At 72.3% G+C, this 15,782-nt stretch carries 16 protein-coding genes; 10 read left to right on the top strand and 6 right to left on the bottom strand.

The window, feature by feature from the left end; translation table 11 throughout:
• The first annotated feature begins 15 nt into the window (after positions 1-15).
• From ACIQFU_RS17495 to ACIQFU_RS17480, 4 genes are all read left to right on the top strand, one after another.
• Entirely contained in the window at positions 16-942 is a 927-nt protein-coding gene (locus tag ACIQFU_RS17495) for an ACP S-malonyltransferase (protein ID WP_402552418.1), read from the top strand.
• 16 nt (positions 943-958) lie between these two features.
• On the top strand, positions 959-2,026 hold the full coding sequence (locus ACIQFU_RS17490; protein WP_402552416.1) for a ketoacyl-ACP synthase III: 1,068 nt from the start codon (positions 959-961) through the stop codon (positions 2,024-2,026).
• A 103-nt stretch (positions 2,027-2,129) separates the two neighbouring features.
• Positions 2,130-2,378, top strand: coding sequence for an acyl carrier protein (locus ACIQFU_RS17485; RefSeq protein WP_402552414.1), 249 nt, complete (start codon positions 2,130-2,132; stop codon positions 2,376-2,378).
• A gap of 100 nt (positions 2,379-2,478) precedes the next feature.
• Entirely contained in the window at positions 2,479-3,768 is a 1,290-nt protein-coding gene (locus tag ACIQFU_RS17480; protein ID WP_402552412.1) for a beta-ketoacyl-[acyl-carrier-protein] synthase family protein, read from the top strand.
• Positions 3,769-3,844: 76 nt separating this feature from the next.
• Here ACIQFU_RS17480 and ACIQFU_RS17475 read toward each other — a convergent pair whose 3' ends face one another.
• Complete coding sequence (locus ACIQFU_RS17475) at positions 3,845-4,339, bottom strand: DUF3145 domain-containing protein (RefSeq protein WP_402552411.1); 495 nt, start codon at positions 4,337-4,339, stop codon at positions 3,845-3,847.
• A 267-nt stretch (positions 4,340-4,606) separates the two neighbouring features.
• On the opposite strand from ACIQFU_RS17475, the gene ACIQFU_RS17470 reads away from it, so the two are divergent.
• From ACIQFU_RS17470 to ACIQFU_RS17460, 3 genes are all read left to right on the top strand, one after another.
• Positions 4,607-5,524 (top strand): SGNH/GDSL hydrolase family protein, encoded by a 918-nt coding sequence (locus ACIQFU_RS17470; RefSeq protein WP_402552409.1) that lies wholly within the window; start codon positions 4,607-4,609, stop codon positions 5,522-5,524.
• Positions 5,525-5,560: 36 nt separating this feature from the next.
• Positions 5,561-6,541: an aldose epimerase family protein gene (locus tag ACIQFU_RS17465; protein ID WP_402552407.1), complete on the top strand. Its 981-nt coding sequence runs from the start codon at positions 5,561-5,563 to the stop codon at positions 6,539-6,541.
• A gap of 281 nt (positions 6,542-6,822) precedes the next feature.
• On the top strand, positions 6,823-8,124 hold the full coding sequence (locus ACIQFU_RS17460) for a pyroglutamyl peptidase (protein ID WP_402552406.1): 1,302 nt from the start codon (positions 6,823-6,825) through the stop codon (positions 8,122-8,124).
• Here the strand turns inward: ACIQFU_RS17460 and ACIQFU_RS17455 are convergent.
• From ACIQFU_RS17455 to ACIQFU_RS17445, 3 genes are all read right to left on the bottom strand, one after another.
• Complete coding sequence (locus ACIQFU_RS17455) at positions 8,096-8,968, bottom strand: EI24 domain-containing protein (RefSeq protein ID WP_402552404.1); 873 nt, start codon at positions 8,966-8,968, stop codon at positions 8,096-8,098. The two genes, ACIQFU_RS17460 and ACIQFU_RS17455, sit on opposite strands and share 29 nt — an antisense overlap.
• 40 nt (positions 8,969-9,008) lie before the next feature.
• Positions 9,009-9,428 (bottom strand): organic hydroperoxide resistance protein, encoded by a 420-nt coding sequence (locus ACIQFU_RS17450; protein WP_402552402.1) that lies wholly within the window; start codon positions 9,426-9,428, stop codon positions 9,009-9,011.
• Positions 9,429-9,521: 93 nt separating this feature from the next.
• Positions 9,522-10,544, bottom strand: a complete 1,023-nt coding sequence (locus tag ACIQFU_RS17445) for an NADP-dependent oxidoreductase (RefSeq protein ID WP_402552400.1) — start codon at positions 10,542-10,544, stop codon at positions 9,522-9,524.
• Between the two features lie 135 nt (positions 10,545-10,679).
• Here ACIQFU_RS17445 and ACIQFU_RS17440 point away from each other — a divergent pair, with 135 nt between their 5' ends.
• On the top strand, positions 10,680-11,126 hold the full coding sequence (locus ACIQFU_RS17440) for a MarR family winged helix-turn-helix transcriptional regulator (RefSeq protein ID WP_402552398.1): 447 nt from the start codon (positions 10,680-10,682) through the stop codon (positions 11,124-11,126).
• Here ACIQFU_RS17440 and ACIQFU_RS17435 read toward each other — a convergent pair.
• Complete coding sequence (locus ACIQFU_RS17435; RefSeq protein ID WP_402552397.1) at positions 11,028-12,395, bottom strand: MFS transporter; 1,368 nt, start codon at positions 12,393-12,395, stop codon at positions 11,028-11,030. The two genes, ACIQFU_RS17440 and ACIQFU_RS17435, sit on opposite strands and share 99 nt — an antisense overlap.
• 104 nt (positions 12,396-12,499) lie before the next feature.
• Entirely contained in the window at positions 12,500-13,246 is a 747-nt protein-coding gene (locus ACIQFU_RS17430; RefSeq protein WP_402552395.1) for a hypothetical protein, read from the bottom strand.
• Between the two features lie 215 nt (positions 13,247-13,461).
• Here ACIQFU_RS17430 and ACIQFU_RS17425 point away from each other — a divergent pair, with 215 nt between their 5' ends.
• Positions 13,462-14,628 (top strand): mandelate racemase/muconate lactonizing enzyme family protein, encoded by a 1,167-nt coding sequence (locus tag ACIQFU_RS17425; protein ID WP_402552393.1) that lies wholly within the window; start codon positions 13,462-13,464, stop codon positions 14,626-14,628.
• Positions 14,625-15,641, top strand: coding sequence for a zinc-binding dehydrogenase (locus tag ACIQFU_RS17420; RefSeq protein WP_402552392.1), 1,017 nt, complete (start codon positions 14,625-14,627; stop codon positions 15,639-15,641). The genes ACIQFU_RS17425 and ACIQFU_RS17420 overlap by 4 nt, the downstream gene beginning before the upstream one ends.
• Positions 15,642-15,782: the final 141 nt, after the last annotated feature.

Below are 15,782 nucleotides of genomic sequence, written 5' to 3'. Positions count from 1 at the left end.
AGAGAGAGTGTGAGAGTGCTCGTACTCGTCGCTCCCGGCCAGGGCGCCCAGACGCCCGGCTTCCTGACTGACTGGCTCGCCCTTCCCGGCGCCGCGGACCGCGTCGCCGCGTGGTCCGACGCCATCGGACTCGATCTCGCCCACTTCGGCACCAAGGCCGACGCGGACGAGATCCGTGACACGTCCGTGGCCCAGCCGCTGCTGGTCGCCGCCGGAATCCTCTCCGCGGCGGCACTCGGTGACATTGCAGAGATCGCCCCCGGCGCGGTCGCGGGCCACAGCGTCGGCGAGATCACCGCCGCCGTCTTCGCGGGCGTCCTCGACGACACCGCCGCGCTGAGCCTCGTACGCCGTCGGGGCCTGGCCATGGCCGAGGCCGCCGCGGTCACCGAGACGGGCATGTCGGCGCTGCTCGGCGGCGACCCCGAGGTGAGCGTCGCGCATCTGGAGAAGCTCGGTCTGACCCCGGCGAACGTGAACGGCGCCGGTCAGATCGTGGCCGCCGGCACCATGGAGCAGCTGGCCGCGCTGACCGAGGACAAGCCCGAGGGCGTCCGCAAGGTCGTCCCCCTGAAGGTGGCCGGCGCGTTCCACACGCACCACATGGCGCCCGCGGTGGACAAGCTCGCCGAGGCCTCCAGGACACTGAACCCGGCCGACCCGAAGGTGACGTACGTCTCCAACAAGGACGGGCAGGCCGTCGCCTCCGGTGCCGAGGTGCTGGAGCGGCTGGTCGGTCAGGTCGCCAACCCGGTCCGCTGGGACCGGTGCATGGAGACGTTCAAGGAGCTCGGCGTCACCGCGCTGATCGAGGTGTGCCCGGGCGGCACCCTTACCGGGCTGGCCAAGCGGGCGCTGCCCGGCGTACGGACGCTGGCCCTGAAGACCCCCGCCGACCTCGACGCGGCCCGCGAGCTCGTCGCCGAGCACACCCAGGCCTGACAAGGAGCGCGAGAGCATGTCGAAGATCAAGCCCAGCAAGGGCGCCCCGTACGCGCGCATCCTCGGCGTCGGCGGATACCGTCCGACCCGGGTGGTCCCGAACGAGGTGATCCTCGAGAAGATCGACTCGTCCGACGAGTGGATCCGCTCGCGCTCCGGCATCGAGACCCGGCACTGGGCCGGCCCCGAGGAGACCGTCGCCGCGATGTCCGTGGAGGCGTCCGGCAAGGCGCTCGCGGACGCCGGGATCGACGCCTCGCGGATCGGCGCCGTGGTCGTCTCGACCGTGTCGCACTTCAGCCAGACCCCGGCCATCGCCACCGAGATCGCCGACCGGCTCGGCACGGACAAGGCCGCGGCCTTCGACATCTCGGCGGGCTGTGCGGGCTTCGGCTACGGGCTGACCCTGGCCAAGGGCATGGTTGTCGAGGGTTCGGCAGAGTACGTGCTCGTCATCGGCGTGGAGCGGCTGTCCGACCTGACCGACCTGGAGGACCGGGCCACGGCCTTCCTGTTCGGCGACGGCGCGGGCGCGGTCGTGGTCGGCCCGTCCCAGGAGCCGGCGATCGGCCCGACGGTCTGGGGCTCGGAGGGCGACAAGGCCGAGACGATCAAGCAGACGGTCCCCTGGGACCGCTTCTTCCCCCACCACCGGCTGCACTCCGGCGAGGGGACCCCCACCGACGACGTCGCCCGACTGCCCGTCGACTCCGAGGGCAACGTCAAGTTTCCTGCGATCACGCAGGAGGGCCAGGCGGTCTTCCGCTGGGCCGTGTTCGAGATGGCGAAGGTCGCTCAGCAGGCGCTGGACGCGGCCGGGATCAGCCCGGACGACCTGGACGTCTTCATCCCGCACCAGGCCAACGTGCGGATCATCGACTCGATGGTGAAGACGCTGAAGCTGCCGGAGCACGTCACGGTCGCGCGTGACGTCCGCACCACCGGCAACACCTCGGCCGCCTCGATTCCGCTCGCGATGGAGCGGCTCCTGGCGACCGGCGACGCGAAGAGCGGCGACACCGCGCTCGTCATCGGCTTCGGGGCGGGTCTCGTCTACGCCGCGACGGTCGTTACCCTCCCCTAGACACTCCGTGCCGGATCACCCGGTCCGGGACGGAGAGCAGCAACACCCGCCGCCGACGCGGCGGGCCGCCACACCCTCTGGACAACAACGAAGGAGCGCCATCATGGCCGCCACTCAGGACGAGATCGTCGAAGGCCTCGCGGAGATCGTGAACGAGATCGCCGGCATCCCGGTTGAGGACGTCCAGCTGGACAAGTCCTTCACCGACGACCTGGACGTCGACTCGCTGTCCATGGTCGAGGTCGTCGTCGCCGCCGAAGAGCGCTTCGACGTCAAGATCCCGGACGAGGACGTCAAGAACCTCAAGACCGTCGGCGACGCGACGAAGTACATCCTCGACCACCAGGCCTGATCCGCCGATACTCGGGCATGTCCCGAGTATCCGGGCAGACTGCCCCGCCACCCGGCGGTGGCGCCGTACGAATCCGTATCCCGTTGGAGAAAGAATTCCCGTGAGCTCGACCAATCGCACTGTGGTCGTCACCGGTATCGGCGCAACCACACCGCTGGGTGGCGACGCAGCCTCGACCTGGGAGGGCCTGGTCGCCGGCAAGTCCGGAGCCAAGCCCCTGGAGCAGGAGTGGGCCGCCGACCAGGCGGTCCGGATCGCCGCGCCGGCCGCCGTCGACCCCTCCGAGGTCATCCCCCGGCCGCAGGCCCGCCGACTGGACCGCTCGGCGCAGTTCGCGCTGATCGCGGCCAAGGAGGCCTGGCAGGACGCCGGATACGCCGGCAAGGCGGGCGAGAGCCCCGCGGAGGACGGCGCGGCCCACGTCGACCCCGACCGGCTCGGTGCGGTCATCGCCTCCGGCATCGGCGGCGTGACCACGCTGCTCGACCAGTACGACGTGCTCAAGGAGAAGGGCGTCCGCCGCGTCTCCCCGCACACCGTCCCCATGCTCATGCCGAACGGCCCCTCGGCCAACGTGGGCCTGGCCGTGGGCGCCCGTGCGGGCGTGCACACGCCGGTCTCCGCCTGCGCGTCGGGCGCCGAGGCCATCGGCTACGCCATCGAGATGATCCGCACCGGCCGCGCCGACGTGGTCGTCGCGGGCGGCACGGAGGCGGCGATCCACCCGCTGCCCATCGCCGCGTTCGGCAACATGATGGCGATGTCCAAGAACAACGACGACCCGCAGGGTGCCTCGCGTCCCTTCGACACGGGGCGCGACGGCTTCGTCCTCGGCGAGGGCGCCGGTGTCCTCGTCCTGGAGTCCGCCGAGCACGCCGCCGCGCGCGGTGCCCGGGTCTACGCGGAGGCGGTCGGTCAGGGCATCTCCGCCGACAGCCACGACATCGTGCAGCCGGAGCCGGAGGGCCGCGGCATCTCCGCCGCCCTGCAGAACCTGCTGGACCGCAACGACCTGGACCCGGCGGAGATCGTGCACGTGAACGCGCACGCCACCTCGACGCCGGCCGGTGACATCGCCGAGCTGAAGGCGCTGCGCAAGGTCCTCGGCGACGACGTCGACCACATGGCGGTCTCCGGCACCAAGTCGATGACGGGTCACCTCCTCGGCGGCGCGGGCGGCGTGGAGTCCGTGGCGACCGTGCTCGCCCTGTACCACCGGGTGGCGCCGCCGACGATCAACGTCGAGAACCTCGACCCGGAGGCCGAGGCCAACGCGGACATCGTCCGCGGCGAGGCCCGCAAGCTGCCGGTCGAGGGCCGGATCGCCGCGCTGAACGACTCGTTCGGCTTCGGCGGGCACAACGTGGTTCTCGCGTTCCGGTCGGTCTGAGCGACCGCAGTACGTACCTGAAGGGCCCCCACCGGCCGGTGGGGGCCCTTCACGTGTGCGCGGGACGGGCGGGGCGTCACACCACCTGGTGCAGCCAGCGGACCGGGGCGCCCTCGCCGGCGTGGCGGAAGGGCTCCAGTTCGTCGTCCCAGGGCTTGCCGAGGAGCTTGGCGATGTCCGACTCGAGCTCGGTCTCGCCGCGCTGGGAGCGGACCAGGGCTGCGCGCAGCCGGTCCTCCGGGATCATGATGTCGCCGTGGATGCCGGTGACGGCGTGGAAGATGCCGAGGTCGGGAGTGCAGCTGTAGCGCTCGCCCTCGACGCCCGCGGAGGGTTCCGCGGTGACCTCGAAGCGCAGCAGCTGCCAGCCGCGCAGCGCGGAGGCGAGCTTGGAGGCGATACCGGCCTGTCCCTGCCAGGAGAACTCCGAGCGCCAGGTGCCGGGCGCGGCGGGCTGCCGGATCCAGTCCAGGCCGACGCGGGTGCCGAGCACACCGGCGATGGCCCACTCGACGTGCGGGCAGAGCGCGCGCGGCGCGGAGTGCACGTACAGGACTCCACGTGTCGTCACCGGAACCTCCGGGCTGAGCTGGACATCTCGGAACGGGTGGAACGGGGTGGAACGGCCGTGGCCGGGCGGGCCACGTTCAGGGCGAGGCTACCGTGCGACGGGGCAAGGAGTGTGACGTACCGTCGGTCCCGCCGCCCACAAAACGCCGCCATTCACCCGGCAGGACGCTTGTACGGGTGTGAGCCGTTGCATCGCCGCCTCCGGGAACCCTCGCGCGGTGTCATGGGTTGAGCACGTTGGAGGCACGAGGCGAGGGGTGGGACCGGTATGGGCCGAGGGACGGACCGACGGACGCGGCGCGTCCGTCGCCTGGCGCGTGCGGCGCTCGCCGTGCTGACCGCCGCCGTCGTGGGCGCGGGCGTGGCGGGCTGCGACGCCGCGGGCGGCGACTCCCCCGCCCCCTCCGGCAGCGCGTCGAAGCGGGCTAAGACGGCGCCGGCCTGGGACACGAGCCCCGAGTCGGTCGCCGCCGTGGGCGACTCGATCACCCGCGGTTTCGACGCCTGTGCGGTTCTGTCGGACTGCCCCGAGGTGTCGTGGGCGACCGGCAGCAGCGCGAAGGTCGACTCGCTCGCCGTACGGCTGCTGGGGAAGGCGGACGCGGCCGGGCACAGCTGGAACTACGCGGTCACCGGGGCCCGGATGGCGGATCTGACCGCTCAGGTGACGCGGGCGGCGAAGCGCGAGCCGGAGCTGGTGGCGGTGATGGCGGGGGCGAACGACGCGTGCCGGGCCACGACCTCGGCGATGACGCCGGTGGCGGACTTCCGGGCCCAGTTCGAGGAGGCGATGGCCACCCTGCGCGGGAAGCTCCCCAAGGCGCAGGTGTACGTGTCGAGCATCCCGGACCTGAAGCGGCTGTGGTCCCAGGGGCGCACCAACCCGCTGGGCAAGCAGGTGTGGAAGCTGGGCCTGTGCCCGTCGATGCTGGGCGACGCGGACTCCCTGGACTCGGCGGCGACGCTGCGGCGCAACACGGTGCGGGACCGGGTGGCGGACTACAACGAGGTGCTGCGGGAGGTCTGCGCGAAGGACCGCCGGTGCCGCACCGACGACGGCGCGGTGCACGCGTACCGGTTCGGCACGGACCAGTTGAGCCACTGGGACTGGTTCCACCCGAGTGTGGACGGCCAGGCCCGGCTGGCGGAGATCGCGTACCGCGCCGTCACCGCGAAGACGCCGTGAGCGCACCTGACCTGGGCGTGTCCTAGAGTTCCGCACATGAGCGAACTCTTCGGCACACTTTCCGACGGCACCCCGGTACACCGCTGGACCCTGGAGCGGGCCGGCGTACGGGTACGGGTCCTGTCGTACGGCGGGATCGTGCAGTCGGCCGAGGTTCCCGACCGGGACGGGCACACCGCCGGTGTGGTGCTGGGGTTCGCGGACCTGGACGGCTATGTGAGGCACCCCGAGCCCTACCTCGGCGCGCTGGTCGGGCGGTACGCCAACCGGATCGCGGGCGGGCGTTTCCCGCTGGACGGGCGGACGTACGCGGTGGCGCCCAACGAGGGGCCGAACTCGCTGCACGGCGGCGAGCGGGGCTTCGACAAGCGCGTGTGGGACGTGAGCCCCGTCGGGGACGCCGGGCACGGCATCCGGCTGAGCCGTGTCTCCCCGCACGGCGAGGAGGGCTTCCCGGGCCGGCTGGAGATGTCGGTGACATACACGCTGGAGGAGCCGGGCGCGCTGCGGATCGCGTACGAGGCGGTCACGGACGCGCCGACCGTGCTGAACCCGACCAACCACAGCTACTTCAACCTGGGCGGCTCCGGGCACGCGGGCGGGCACGAACTGCGGCTGGCCGCCTCCCGGATCACGCCGGTCGACGCCGCCCTGATCCCGACGGGCGGCCTCGACGACGTGACGGACACGCGCTTCGACTTCCGGCAGGGGCGCAAGATCGGCTCGGGGTACGACCACAACTTCGTCCTCGACAAGGGTGTGACCAGTACCGCCGAGGAGATCGCCGAGTTGTACGACCCGGCGTCGGGGCGGGTGCTCACGGTGGCGACGACCGAGCCGGGACTCCAGGTGTACACCGCCGACCACCTGGGGGAGCCCTTCGCCCCCGGCGACGGGATCGCGCTGGAGACGCAGCACTTCCCCGACTCCCCCAACCGGCCCGGCTTCCCGAGCACGGTGCTGCGGCCGGGCGAGGTGTTCCGTTCGGAGACGGTGTACGGCTTCTCGGCGCGCTAGGAGGGCACACGCCGAAGACCGGCGCCCCGAGCCCCGGCCCGGCCGTCAGGTTCCGGGCCGGGGCTGTTCACGGGGGCGCGCTCGCGGGCGTCCCGGGTCCGACGTTAATCGCCGCGGTGATCCGGCGGTCCGCGATCGGGCATCCGATCAGGAGTTCGTACGAACCCTTCACAAACAGCCATGAGTCGGTCGCCACGCGCCATGGCGCACGCCCCTCCCGTCACGCGATACTGCCGCCGTCCGGCAGCGCACCCCACGGCGACGGAAGGACCTGGACTCCCTTGACACCCATACGTGTTCGGATCGGCGTACTCGGACTGGCCCTGGTGGCGGGGCTCGCGGCCCCCACGACGGCGACGGCGGCACCTCCGGCGGGCACCGCCCCCGCACCCACCGTCGAGGAGCGGCGGCTCGACGGGGACGTGCCCGGGGAGATCCTGCAACGCTCCGGATTCGCCGCGGTGACACCGGCGTTCGCCCGGAAGCTCGGACGGGCGGGCTCCTACCGCGAGGCGCGTGCCGTAGTGGCGCACGAGGGCGCGGCGCTGTGGCGGCGGGCGGTGGACCGGGTGCAGGGGCGCGGGCCGGCCCGCGGGGACCTCAGCCGCGACGACGACCGGCCGCTGTACTGGGCGCGGCTGGCGATGACGCGGGAACTGCGCACCTGGGAGCCCGGGTTCGGGCTGGGCGATCGGCAACGGACCGCGCTGCTCACGGAGCTGGAGCGCACCTCGCGCGGTCACGGCGACCTCCGGCTGCCGCGCGACGGGCACCCGAAGAGCAAGGGCAAGAGCAAGGCCAAGGGCATGAAGCGGGTGCTGCTCACCGGCTTCGACCCCTTCACCCTGGACCGGGACGTCCGGATCTCCAATCCGTCCGGTGCCGTCGCGCTCGCCCTGGACGGCACGGTGATCGACACCCCGGACGGCCCCGCACGGGTGGAGACGGCCGTGTTCCCGGTGCGCTGGCGGGACTTCGCCGAGGGGGCGGTGGAGCGGGCGCTGCGGCCGTACCTGCCGGGGGTGGACCTGTTCACCACGGTGAGCCAGGGCCGGGTCGGGCGGTTCGACGTGGAGCGGACCAACGGGGCCTGGCGCGGCGGTTTCCCGGACAACGAGAACGTATCGCGCACGGAGACGGTCCCGGTGGCCGACCCGGCCTCGCAGCCGCAGTGGACGACGACCACGCTGCCCTACGCGGCGATCACGGCCGCGGACACCGGCCGCTTCCCGGTGTACGACCACACGAGCGTGACGGAGATCCCGGCGGGCGGCACCGAGCCGGTCGTACGGCCGGACGGTCCGACGCCCGGATCGACGGCCCGGGAGGGCGGCGGAGGGAACTATCTCTCCAACGAGATCGCCTACCGCGCGACGCTGCTGCGCGACCGGCTCGGGCTGCACGACTCGCTGCCGGGCGGGCACGTGCACACGCCGGTGCTGGAGTTCGGGGCCGGGAACACCGATCCGGCGACGGGGGCGGTCACCGACCCGGAGTTCGTGCGCAACCGGCTGGACATCGTGGCGCAGACGCGGGCGGTCGTGGCCGCGGCGGTCAGTGCCGCGGGGCCGGACCGGGGCTGACCGCCGGGTCGGCGGGACCGTCTCCCCGCCCGTCTCCCTGCCCGTCTCCCCGCCCGTCTCCCTGCCCATCCTCGGACCGGTCGTCGGCGCCGTCGCGGATCTCCTCGCCCAGCAGTTCGCGGGCGAGGAGCGTGGCGCCGGCGACCGCGCCCGGCATCAGGAACACCGCGACGAACGGCACCAGGAAGGACACGCCCAGCGGGGTGCCGAAGCCCCAGACCAGCATCCTGCGCGAGCGCAGCAGGGCGAGGCGCTCGCGCAGTTCGACGCCGCGGCGCTGGAGGGCGACGGCGGCCAGCTCCTCGGTGAGGAAGAAGCCGGTGACGAAGAAGCCGACCACCGGGACCACCGTCTGGCCGACGACCGGGACGAAGCCGAGCGCGAAGAGCAGCACGCCCCAGACGGCGGCGCGGACCAGGATCCGCAGGCTGTCGCGGCCGGAGATCCACAGTTCGCGCCAGAGCGGCAGATCGGACTCGGGGGCGGTGCCGTCCGGGGAGACGTCGCGGTCGACCCGCTCGGAGAGGGCCTCGTAGAAGGGCTGGCCGACCAGCAGGGTGACCGCGGTGAAGGTGAGGACGGCCAGCAGCAGGGCGAGGGCGAACAGCACGGCGGTGAGGAAGCCGCGGAAGAGCCCGGGCCAGGGGCTCGGCCAGTCGTCGGCGAAGGGCGTCGCCCAGCCGACGAAGTCGTCGCCCCACAGCGCGAGCGCGATCAGCACGCCCACGTACAGGACCAGGGTGATCAGGCCCGGGACGAGTCCGAAGCCGTAGCTCCGGCCGTGCCGGGCCACCCAGCGCTGGCCCTTCAGCAGATGGCCGAACCCCGCCCCGAGATCACGCATGGGCGGCACTCTACCGGTCGGCGCGCCGGCCCGTTCCCGCTCAGGCGAGGGTCACGGTGATGTTGCCGCGGGTCGCCTTCGAGTACGGGCAGACCTGGTGGGCCTTCTCCACCAGCGACCGCGCGGTGGCGGCGTCGACGGAGGGGATCTCGGCGGAGATCTCGACGATGATGCCGAAGCCGTCGTCGTTCTTGCCGATCCCGACCTTCGCGGTGACGGTCGAGCCGGAGACGTCGGCGCCCTCCTGGCGGGCCACGACACCGAGCGCGCCCTGGAAGCAGGCGCTGTACCCGGCGGCGAAGAGCTGCTCCGGGTTGGTGCCGGCGCCGTTGCCGCCCATCTCCTTGGGCGGGTTCACGACCACGTCGAGCTTGCCGTCGTCGGTGGCCACCCGGCCGTCGCGGCCGTTCTCGGCGGTGGCGACGGCGGTGTAGAGGACTTCGGACTGCTGCATGGGCATACGGGTGTCTTCCTCCTCGGTCCGCCGTGACTCGCGCCCACGATCACGACGGATTTCGGAAAGACGCTATCGCATACCGGAAGAGCAGTGAAGTCAGAGCTTGACGATCATCTTGCCGGTGTTGTCGCCGCGCAGGACCCCGAGGAACGCCTCCAGGTTGTTCTCGATGCCCTCGACGATCGTCTCGCGGTACTTCAGCTCGCCGGAGCGGACCCAGGGACCGACCTCCTCGACGAACTGCGGCTGGAGGTCGTAGTGGTCGCCGACCAGGAAGCCCTCGATGCGGCCGCGGGTCTGGATGAGCCGGGCGAGGTTCTTCGGGCCGGGCGCGGGCTCGGTGTTGTTGTACACGGAGATCGCGCCGCAGATGGCGACGCGGCCGTTCAGGTTGAGGGAGCCGATGGCGGCCTCCAGGTGGTCGCCGCCCACGTTGTCGAAGTAGACGTCGACGCCGTCCGGGGCGGCGCCTCGCAGCTGCTCGCTCACCGGGCCGTTCTTGTAGTTGAAGGCGGCGTCGAAGCCGTACTCGTCGAGAAGCAGCCTGACCTTCTCGTCCGAGCCGGCCGAGCCGACGACCCGCGAGGCGCCCTTGAGCCTGGCGAGCTGTCCCACCTGGCTGCCGACGGCACCCGCGGCGCCCGAGACGAAGACCGAGTCGCCCTCCTTGAAGGAGGCGGTGTGCAGCAGGCCGGCGTAGGCGGTGAGCCCCGTCATGCCGAGCACACCCAGGTACGTCGACAGGGGTGCCGCGTCCGGGTCGACCTTGACGGCGTTCGCCGCGTCCACGGCGGCGTACTCGCGCCAGCCGAAGTAGTGCAGGACGTGGTCGCCGACGGCGACGCCCTCGGCGTTGGAGGCGACGACCTCGCCGACGGCGCCGCCCAGCATGGGCTTGCCCAGCTCGTAGGGGGCGGCATAGGACTTGGCGGCGCTCATGCGCCCGCGCATGTACGGGTCGACCGAGAGGTACAGGTTGCGCACCAGAACCTGCCCGTCGCCGGGGGTGGGCACCTCCGCCTCGACGAGCGCGAAGTCCTCCGGCTTCGGCCAGCCGACCGGGCGGGTGACCAGGTGCCATTCGCGGTTGACGGCGGGGAGGGCGGGGGAGTCGGTCATGGGGCACCTTTCCTGGGGCTTGCTTCGGAGTCGCTCGGCGTCGCTCGGACTCGCCTGCCGAGGATGTTTCATACTCTGAAACAACCATGCGGCTGAACATTTCAGGTTGTCAAACAAATGGGTACCCTGGATTCCATGGCCACACCACGCGACACCACGCGCCGACCCGACGCTCTCACCCTCGAAGTCGTCCAGCTCATCGGCGAGGTCGTGGCCCGGTTCCACGCGGACTACGAGGAGGCGGCGGCGGAGCGCGCTCTGACCGGGGCGCAGGCCAAGCTGCTCAGCCTGCTCTCGCTGGAGCCGTTGCCGATGCGGAAGCTGGCCCACAAGCTGAAGTGCGAGCCGTCGAACGTCACGGGGATCGTGGACCGGCTGGAGGCGCGGGGGCTGGTCGAGCGGCGTCCCGATCCCGGCGACCGGAGGGTGAAGGTCGCGGCGGCGACGGACGAGGGGCGGCGAGTGGCGCGGGGACTGCGGGAGTCACTGCGGTTCGCGCGGGAGCCGCTGGCGGGGTTGTCGGAGGCCGAGCGGATCGCGCTGCGGGACGCTCTGCGCCGGATGCTGGGGACGGACGGCTGAATCGCCGGCGGCCGGGGCCGGAACCGCTTCCGTCGCGGGCGCCGGAACACCTCCCGCGGGGGTGCGTGCCCCTCGCCACGGCAGGAGCAGCGCACTCGCCGTGCACAGCAGACCCGCGATGAGCAGCGCACCGCGTACCCCCGCCGCGGTGGCGACGACGCCACCGGCGATCATGAAGACCGCCTGGCAGGTCTTCGAGCCGACGGACCAGGAGGTGGCGACGCGGGACATGAAGGCGTCCGGTGTGGCCGCCATGCGGTACGTGGCGAACGACGGGTTGAAGACCCCGGCCGAGAGGAGCAGGCCGAAGTCGACGACCACGATGAAGCACAGGCCGAGGGCACCGGAGGGGGCCAGCGGCATGAGGATCACCCAGAAGGAGCGCACGACACCGGACAGCAGCAGGATGCGGCGCTCTCCGAATCGCCGGGTGAGCGGCGGCGTCAGGCGTGAACCCAGCACGCCGCCCAGGCAGGGCAGCCCGAGGGCGAGTCCGTACTGCCAGGGCGCCAGGTCGAGGTCGTCCAGCATGAGGACGGCCATCAGCGGTGAGGTCATCATGATGGAGCCGCCGAAGAGCAGTGAGTTGAAGAACAGCGGCCGCAGTCCGCTGTGGCTCAGGAGGTACCGCCATCCGGCGGCGATGTCACGGCTCGGGCGGGAGTCGGCGGCGCGCGCCGGCGGCGTGGGTTCCGCCTGCCGGATGCGCCGGATGCCCAGGGCCGACCCGAGGAAGGACAGCGCGTCGACCACCAGCGTGGCGGCCGCTCCCAGGAGCCCGATCAGGAGCCCGCCGACGGGCGGGCCGGCGCTGACGCTGATCCAGTTCGTCGTCTCGAACAGGCTGTTGGCACGGAGACGGTGATCGGGCAGGACGAGCGCCTTCAGGTGCGCCCCGCTCGCCGCGTCGAACGCGATGGCCGCCGCCGTCTGGAGAACGCCGACGGTGCACAGGTGGACGAAGGTGAGCCGGTCCCACGCCATGGCGACCGGGACGCTCACCAGCACCGCGCAGCGGACCAGGTCGGCGGTGATCATGACCGGCCGCTTGTACCGGTGCTCGATCCGCACGCCCAGCGGCAGAGCGATGACCCCACTGGCCACCGCGGACAGCGCGGCGAGCACGGAGACCTGGAACGCCGAGGAGTCCAGCACCAGCAGGGCGATCAGCGGCAACGCGCCCATGCCGACGGCACTGCCCGCCGCGCTGATCGCGTAGGCACCCCACAACCTGCGGAAGTCCCGTCCCAGCGCACTTCGCGGCACCAACCGAACCCCCTGAGGCATGAGATCGCTCAGCCTAGTGACCCGCGCCGGCCGCATCGTGATCCGGCCGTCGCCGTCCGCGGGTCGGCGCACCCGGCGGAGCAGGCTCAGGTGCACCACCACAGGAAGCGGTCGCAGGTCTCCGTGGGGGTGGGGTCCGGCTGTTCCGGCGGGGTGGGGGACGTCGTCGGGGGCGGGTCGTCCGAGTCCGGGGGCGACGGGTCCGGGTCCGCGGGCGGCGGGGTGGCGGTCGGGGTGGGTGCCCGGGAAGCGCCGGGGGCGCCGGACTCGCTCGCCGTTTCCGGCTCCTGCGCCTCGGGGGATTCCGAAGGGGACGCCGACACCGTTGTCGACGCGGACGCGCTAGCGGACGGCGCACCCGAGGCCGGGGCCGTCCGCGAGGTGTCGTCGACCGGGACCGCCGACGCCTCCCCCACCTCGCGCGTCGCCTCGCCGTCCGCCGTCTCGCCGGCCGCGGCGGCCGGCTTCTCCGGGGAGTGCGGGGCGTCCGTGCCGAGTTCGGCGAGGCTCAGTCCGCCGGCCGCCAGGACGAAGCCCGCGGCGACGAACAGGGTCCGGCGACGGCGCCTGCGGTGTGCGGCGGCCTTGCGGTCCCGGCGGCTGGACCGGGCTCCGGACGGCGTGGCGTCGCCGGGGTCGTCCTCGGGGTCGTCCCCGAGGTCGTCTTCGGGCTTCTCGTCGACCGCCGGGGCCTCGTCGGCGGTCCTGAGCGCAGTCCCCTCACTCGCCGTCAGACGGGCGTCCGATGCGTGGAGTTCGTGGGCGGGCGTGCCGCACCCCGGGCAGGCGAGGGCGCCGTTGAGGTGCCGTCGGCACGGGTGGCAGTAGTCCATGACGCGGGAAGGTTAAGTTCCGGGACGGGCGCGTTCCTAGAGGCGCCTGTGAAAGTTGTGTGGGGAAGACCCCGGGAGCGGTTTCTCCCCCGCCCTCGAAACTGCCGAAACCGTTATGTGTCCGCCCCATTGACACCCCGAGCACCCCGTCCTTACTGTCACGCCAGCATTTCGAACGAGTGACGACATATCGAACAGAGCGAAGGGCAGCCGCCGTGCGCATCACCGGAATCAGCACACACGTGGTCGGGACGCCGTGGCGCAACCTGACCTACGTCCAGGTGCACACCGACGAGGGCATCACCGGAGTCGGCGAGACCCGGATGCTGGGGCACACCGACGCGCTCCTCGGCTACTTGAAGGAGGCCGAGGCCAACCACATTCTCGGTTCCGACCCGTTCGCTGTCGAGGACCTGGTGCGCCGCATGAAGTACGGCGACTACGGCCGCGCGGGCGAGATCGTGATGTCGGGCATCGCCGTCGTCGAGATGGCGTGCTGGGACATCAAGGGCAAGGCCCTCGGCGTCCCCGTGTGGCAGCTGCTGGGCGGCAAGGTCACCGACAAGGTGAAGGCGTACGCCAACGGGTGGTACACGACCGAGCGGACGCCGGAGGCGTACCACAAGGCCGCGCAGGGGGTCGTGGAGCGCGGGTACCGGGCACTGAAGATCGACCCGTTCGGCACCGGGCACTTCGAACTGGACCAGCGGCAGACGAACTACGCCGTCTCGCTGATCGAAGCCGTGCGGGACGCCATCGGGCCGGACGCCGAGCTGATGCTGGAGATGCACGGCCGCTTCTCGCCGTCCACCGCCGTCCGGCTGGCGCGCGAACTGGCGCCCTTCAAGCCGGCCTGGCTGGAGGAGCCGGTCCCGCCGGAGAACCTCAAGGCGCTCAAGAAGGTCGCCGAGAAGGTCGACATCCCGGTCGCCACCGGTGAGCGCATCCACGACCGCATCGAGTTCCGCGAGCTGTTCGAGGACCAGTCGGTGGACGTCGTCCAGCCCGACGTCGGCCACATCGGCGGCATCTGGGAGACGCGGAAGCTGGCGGCGACCGCCGAGACGCACTACACGCTGGTCGCCCCGCACAACGTCGGCGGTTCCGTGCTCACCGCCGCCAGTCTCCAGGTCGGCTTCACCTCCCCGAACTTCAAGATCCTGGAGCACTTCAACGACTTCGCGGACGCGGAGATCAAGAAGGTCGTGAAGGGCGCACCGCAGGTGGACCCGGAGGACGGGTGCTTCCACCTCTCCGACGCACCCGGTCTCGGCGTCGAGCTGGACACCGACGCGGCGGCCGAGTTCCCGCAGCAGCAGGCGCGGTTCGACCTGTGGGCCGAGGGCTGGGAGCAGCGCAACCCCAAGGGGACCGGGGCATGAGCGGCGCGGTCCTCGTCGAGGCACCGGGGGTGCACCGGCTGGTGCCGCACGAGCCGCGTGAACCGGGGCCCGGCGAGGCGCTGGTGCGGGTGCACGCCGCCGGGATCTGCGGCAGCGACCGCGAGGTCTACCAGGGCAACCGGCCCGAGGGGTACGTGCGTTACCCGCTCACCCCCGGGCACGAGTGGTCCGGGACGGTGGAGCGGGTCGGCGCCGGCGTGCCGGCCTCGCTGGCCGGCCGGAAGGTCGTGGGCGAGGGCTTCCGCAACTGCCAGGTGTGCGACCGCTGCCACGCGGGCGAGACGACGCTGTGCACGGCCGGGTACGAGGAGACCGGGTTCACCCGGCCGGGCGCCATGGCCCCGACGCTGACGCTGCCCGCCCGGCTGCTGCACGCCCTGCCGGACGACGCCGACCTCACGGCCGCGGCCCTGCTGGAGCCCGCGGCCTGCATCGCCGCCGCCGCGCTGAAGGCGAACGCCCGGCCGGGCGAGCGGGTCGCCGTCGTCGGCACGGGCACGCTCGGCATGTTCGCCGTGCAGTTCCTGCGCGCCGCCTCCCCGGCCGAATTGCTGGTCGTCGGTACCCGCGGTGACCGGGAGGCGCTGTCGCGGCGGTTCGGCGCGACCGGCTTCCGCACCAAGGACCGGCCGCTCCCGGACGACTTCGACGTCGTGATCGAGACCGCCGGGTCCGCGGACGCCGCCCGTACGGCCGCCGCGCTGCTGCGCCGGGGCGGGCGGCTGGTGCTGACCGGCATCCCGGCGCCGGGCGCCGACGGCCTCGACCCCACCGACCTGGTCGTGAGGCAGTTGGAGGTGCACACCGTCTTCGGGGCGCCGCCGGACGCCTGGGCGCACACGGTGCGGGTCTTCGCGGCCGGGCTGCTGGATCCGCGGCCGCTGGTGACGCACGAGCTGCCGCTCTCGGAGTTCTCCGAGGCCATCGAGCTGGTGGGCTCCGGCGACCCGAAGGTCGGAAAGGTCCTGCTGCACCCGGACCCGCTCCCCTGAACCGTACGCCGGTGCGGGGGCGACCTGACGGCCTCCGCGCCGGCGCACCCCCACCGGACGGGGGCGACTCGCACCCGCGCCGCGGACACGGACGGACGCGGCTGACACTCGCAGCCCCGCGCACCCGCCGCCGCGAACTTC

Origin of the sequence: Streptomyces sp. NPDC093065 (assembly GCF_044754585.1) — a bacterium.
Classification (GTDB): Bacteria; Actinomycetota; Actinomycetes; order Streptomycetales; family Streptomycetaceae; genus Streptomyces.
Note: the sequence above shows the minus strand (reverse complement) of the source record. Positions and strands in the feature narration are given on the sequence as shown.

Bases quoted from the DNA above. Each gene is read 5' to 3' on its own strand.
- ACIQFU_RS17490 (WP_402552416.1), top strand. From the start codon at position 959: ATGTCGAAGATCAAGCCCAGCAAGGGCGCCCCGTACGCGCGCATCCTC.
- ACIQFU_RS17485 (WP_402552414.1), top strand. From the start codon at position 2,130: ATGGCCGCCACTCAGGACGAGATCGTCGAAGGCCTCGCGGAGATCGTG.
- ACIQFU_RS17470 (WP_402552409.1), top strand. From the start codon at position 4,607: ATGGGCCGAGGGACGGACCGACGGACGCGGCGCGTCCGTCGCCTGGCG.
- ACIQFU_RS17465 (WP_402552407.1), top strand. From the start codon at position 5,561: ATGAGCGAACTCTTCGGCACACTTTCCGACGGCACCCCGGTACACCGC.
- ACIQFU_RS17455 (WP_402552404.1), bottom strand. From the start codon at position 8,968: ATGCGTGATCTCGGGGCGGGGTTCGGCCATCTGCTGAAGGGCCAGCGC.
- ACIQFU_RS17450 (WP_402552402.1), bottom strand. From the start codon at position 9,428: ATGCCCATGCAGCAGTCCGAAGTCCTCTACACCGCCGTCGCCACCGCC.
- ACIQFU_RS17445 (WP_402552400.1), bottom strand. From the start codon at position 10,544: ATGACCGACTCCCCCGCCCTCCCCGCCGTCAACCGCGAATGGCACCTG.
- ACIQFU_RS17440 (WP_402552398.1), top strand. From the start codon at position 10,680: ATGGCCACACCACGCGACACCACGCGCCGACCCGACGCTCTCACCCTC.
- ACIQFU_RS17430 (WP_402552395.1), bottom strand. From the start codon at position 13,246: ATGGACTACTGCCACCCGTGCCGACGGCACCTCAACGGCGCCCTCGCC.
- ACIQFU_RS17420 (WP_402552392.1), top strand. From the start codon at position 14,625: ATGAGCGGCGCGGTCCTCGTCGAGGCACCGGGGGTGCACCGGCTGGTG.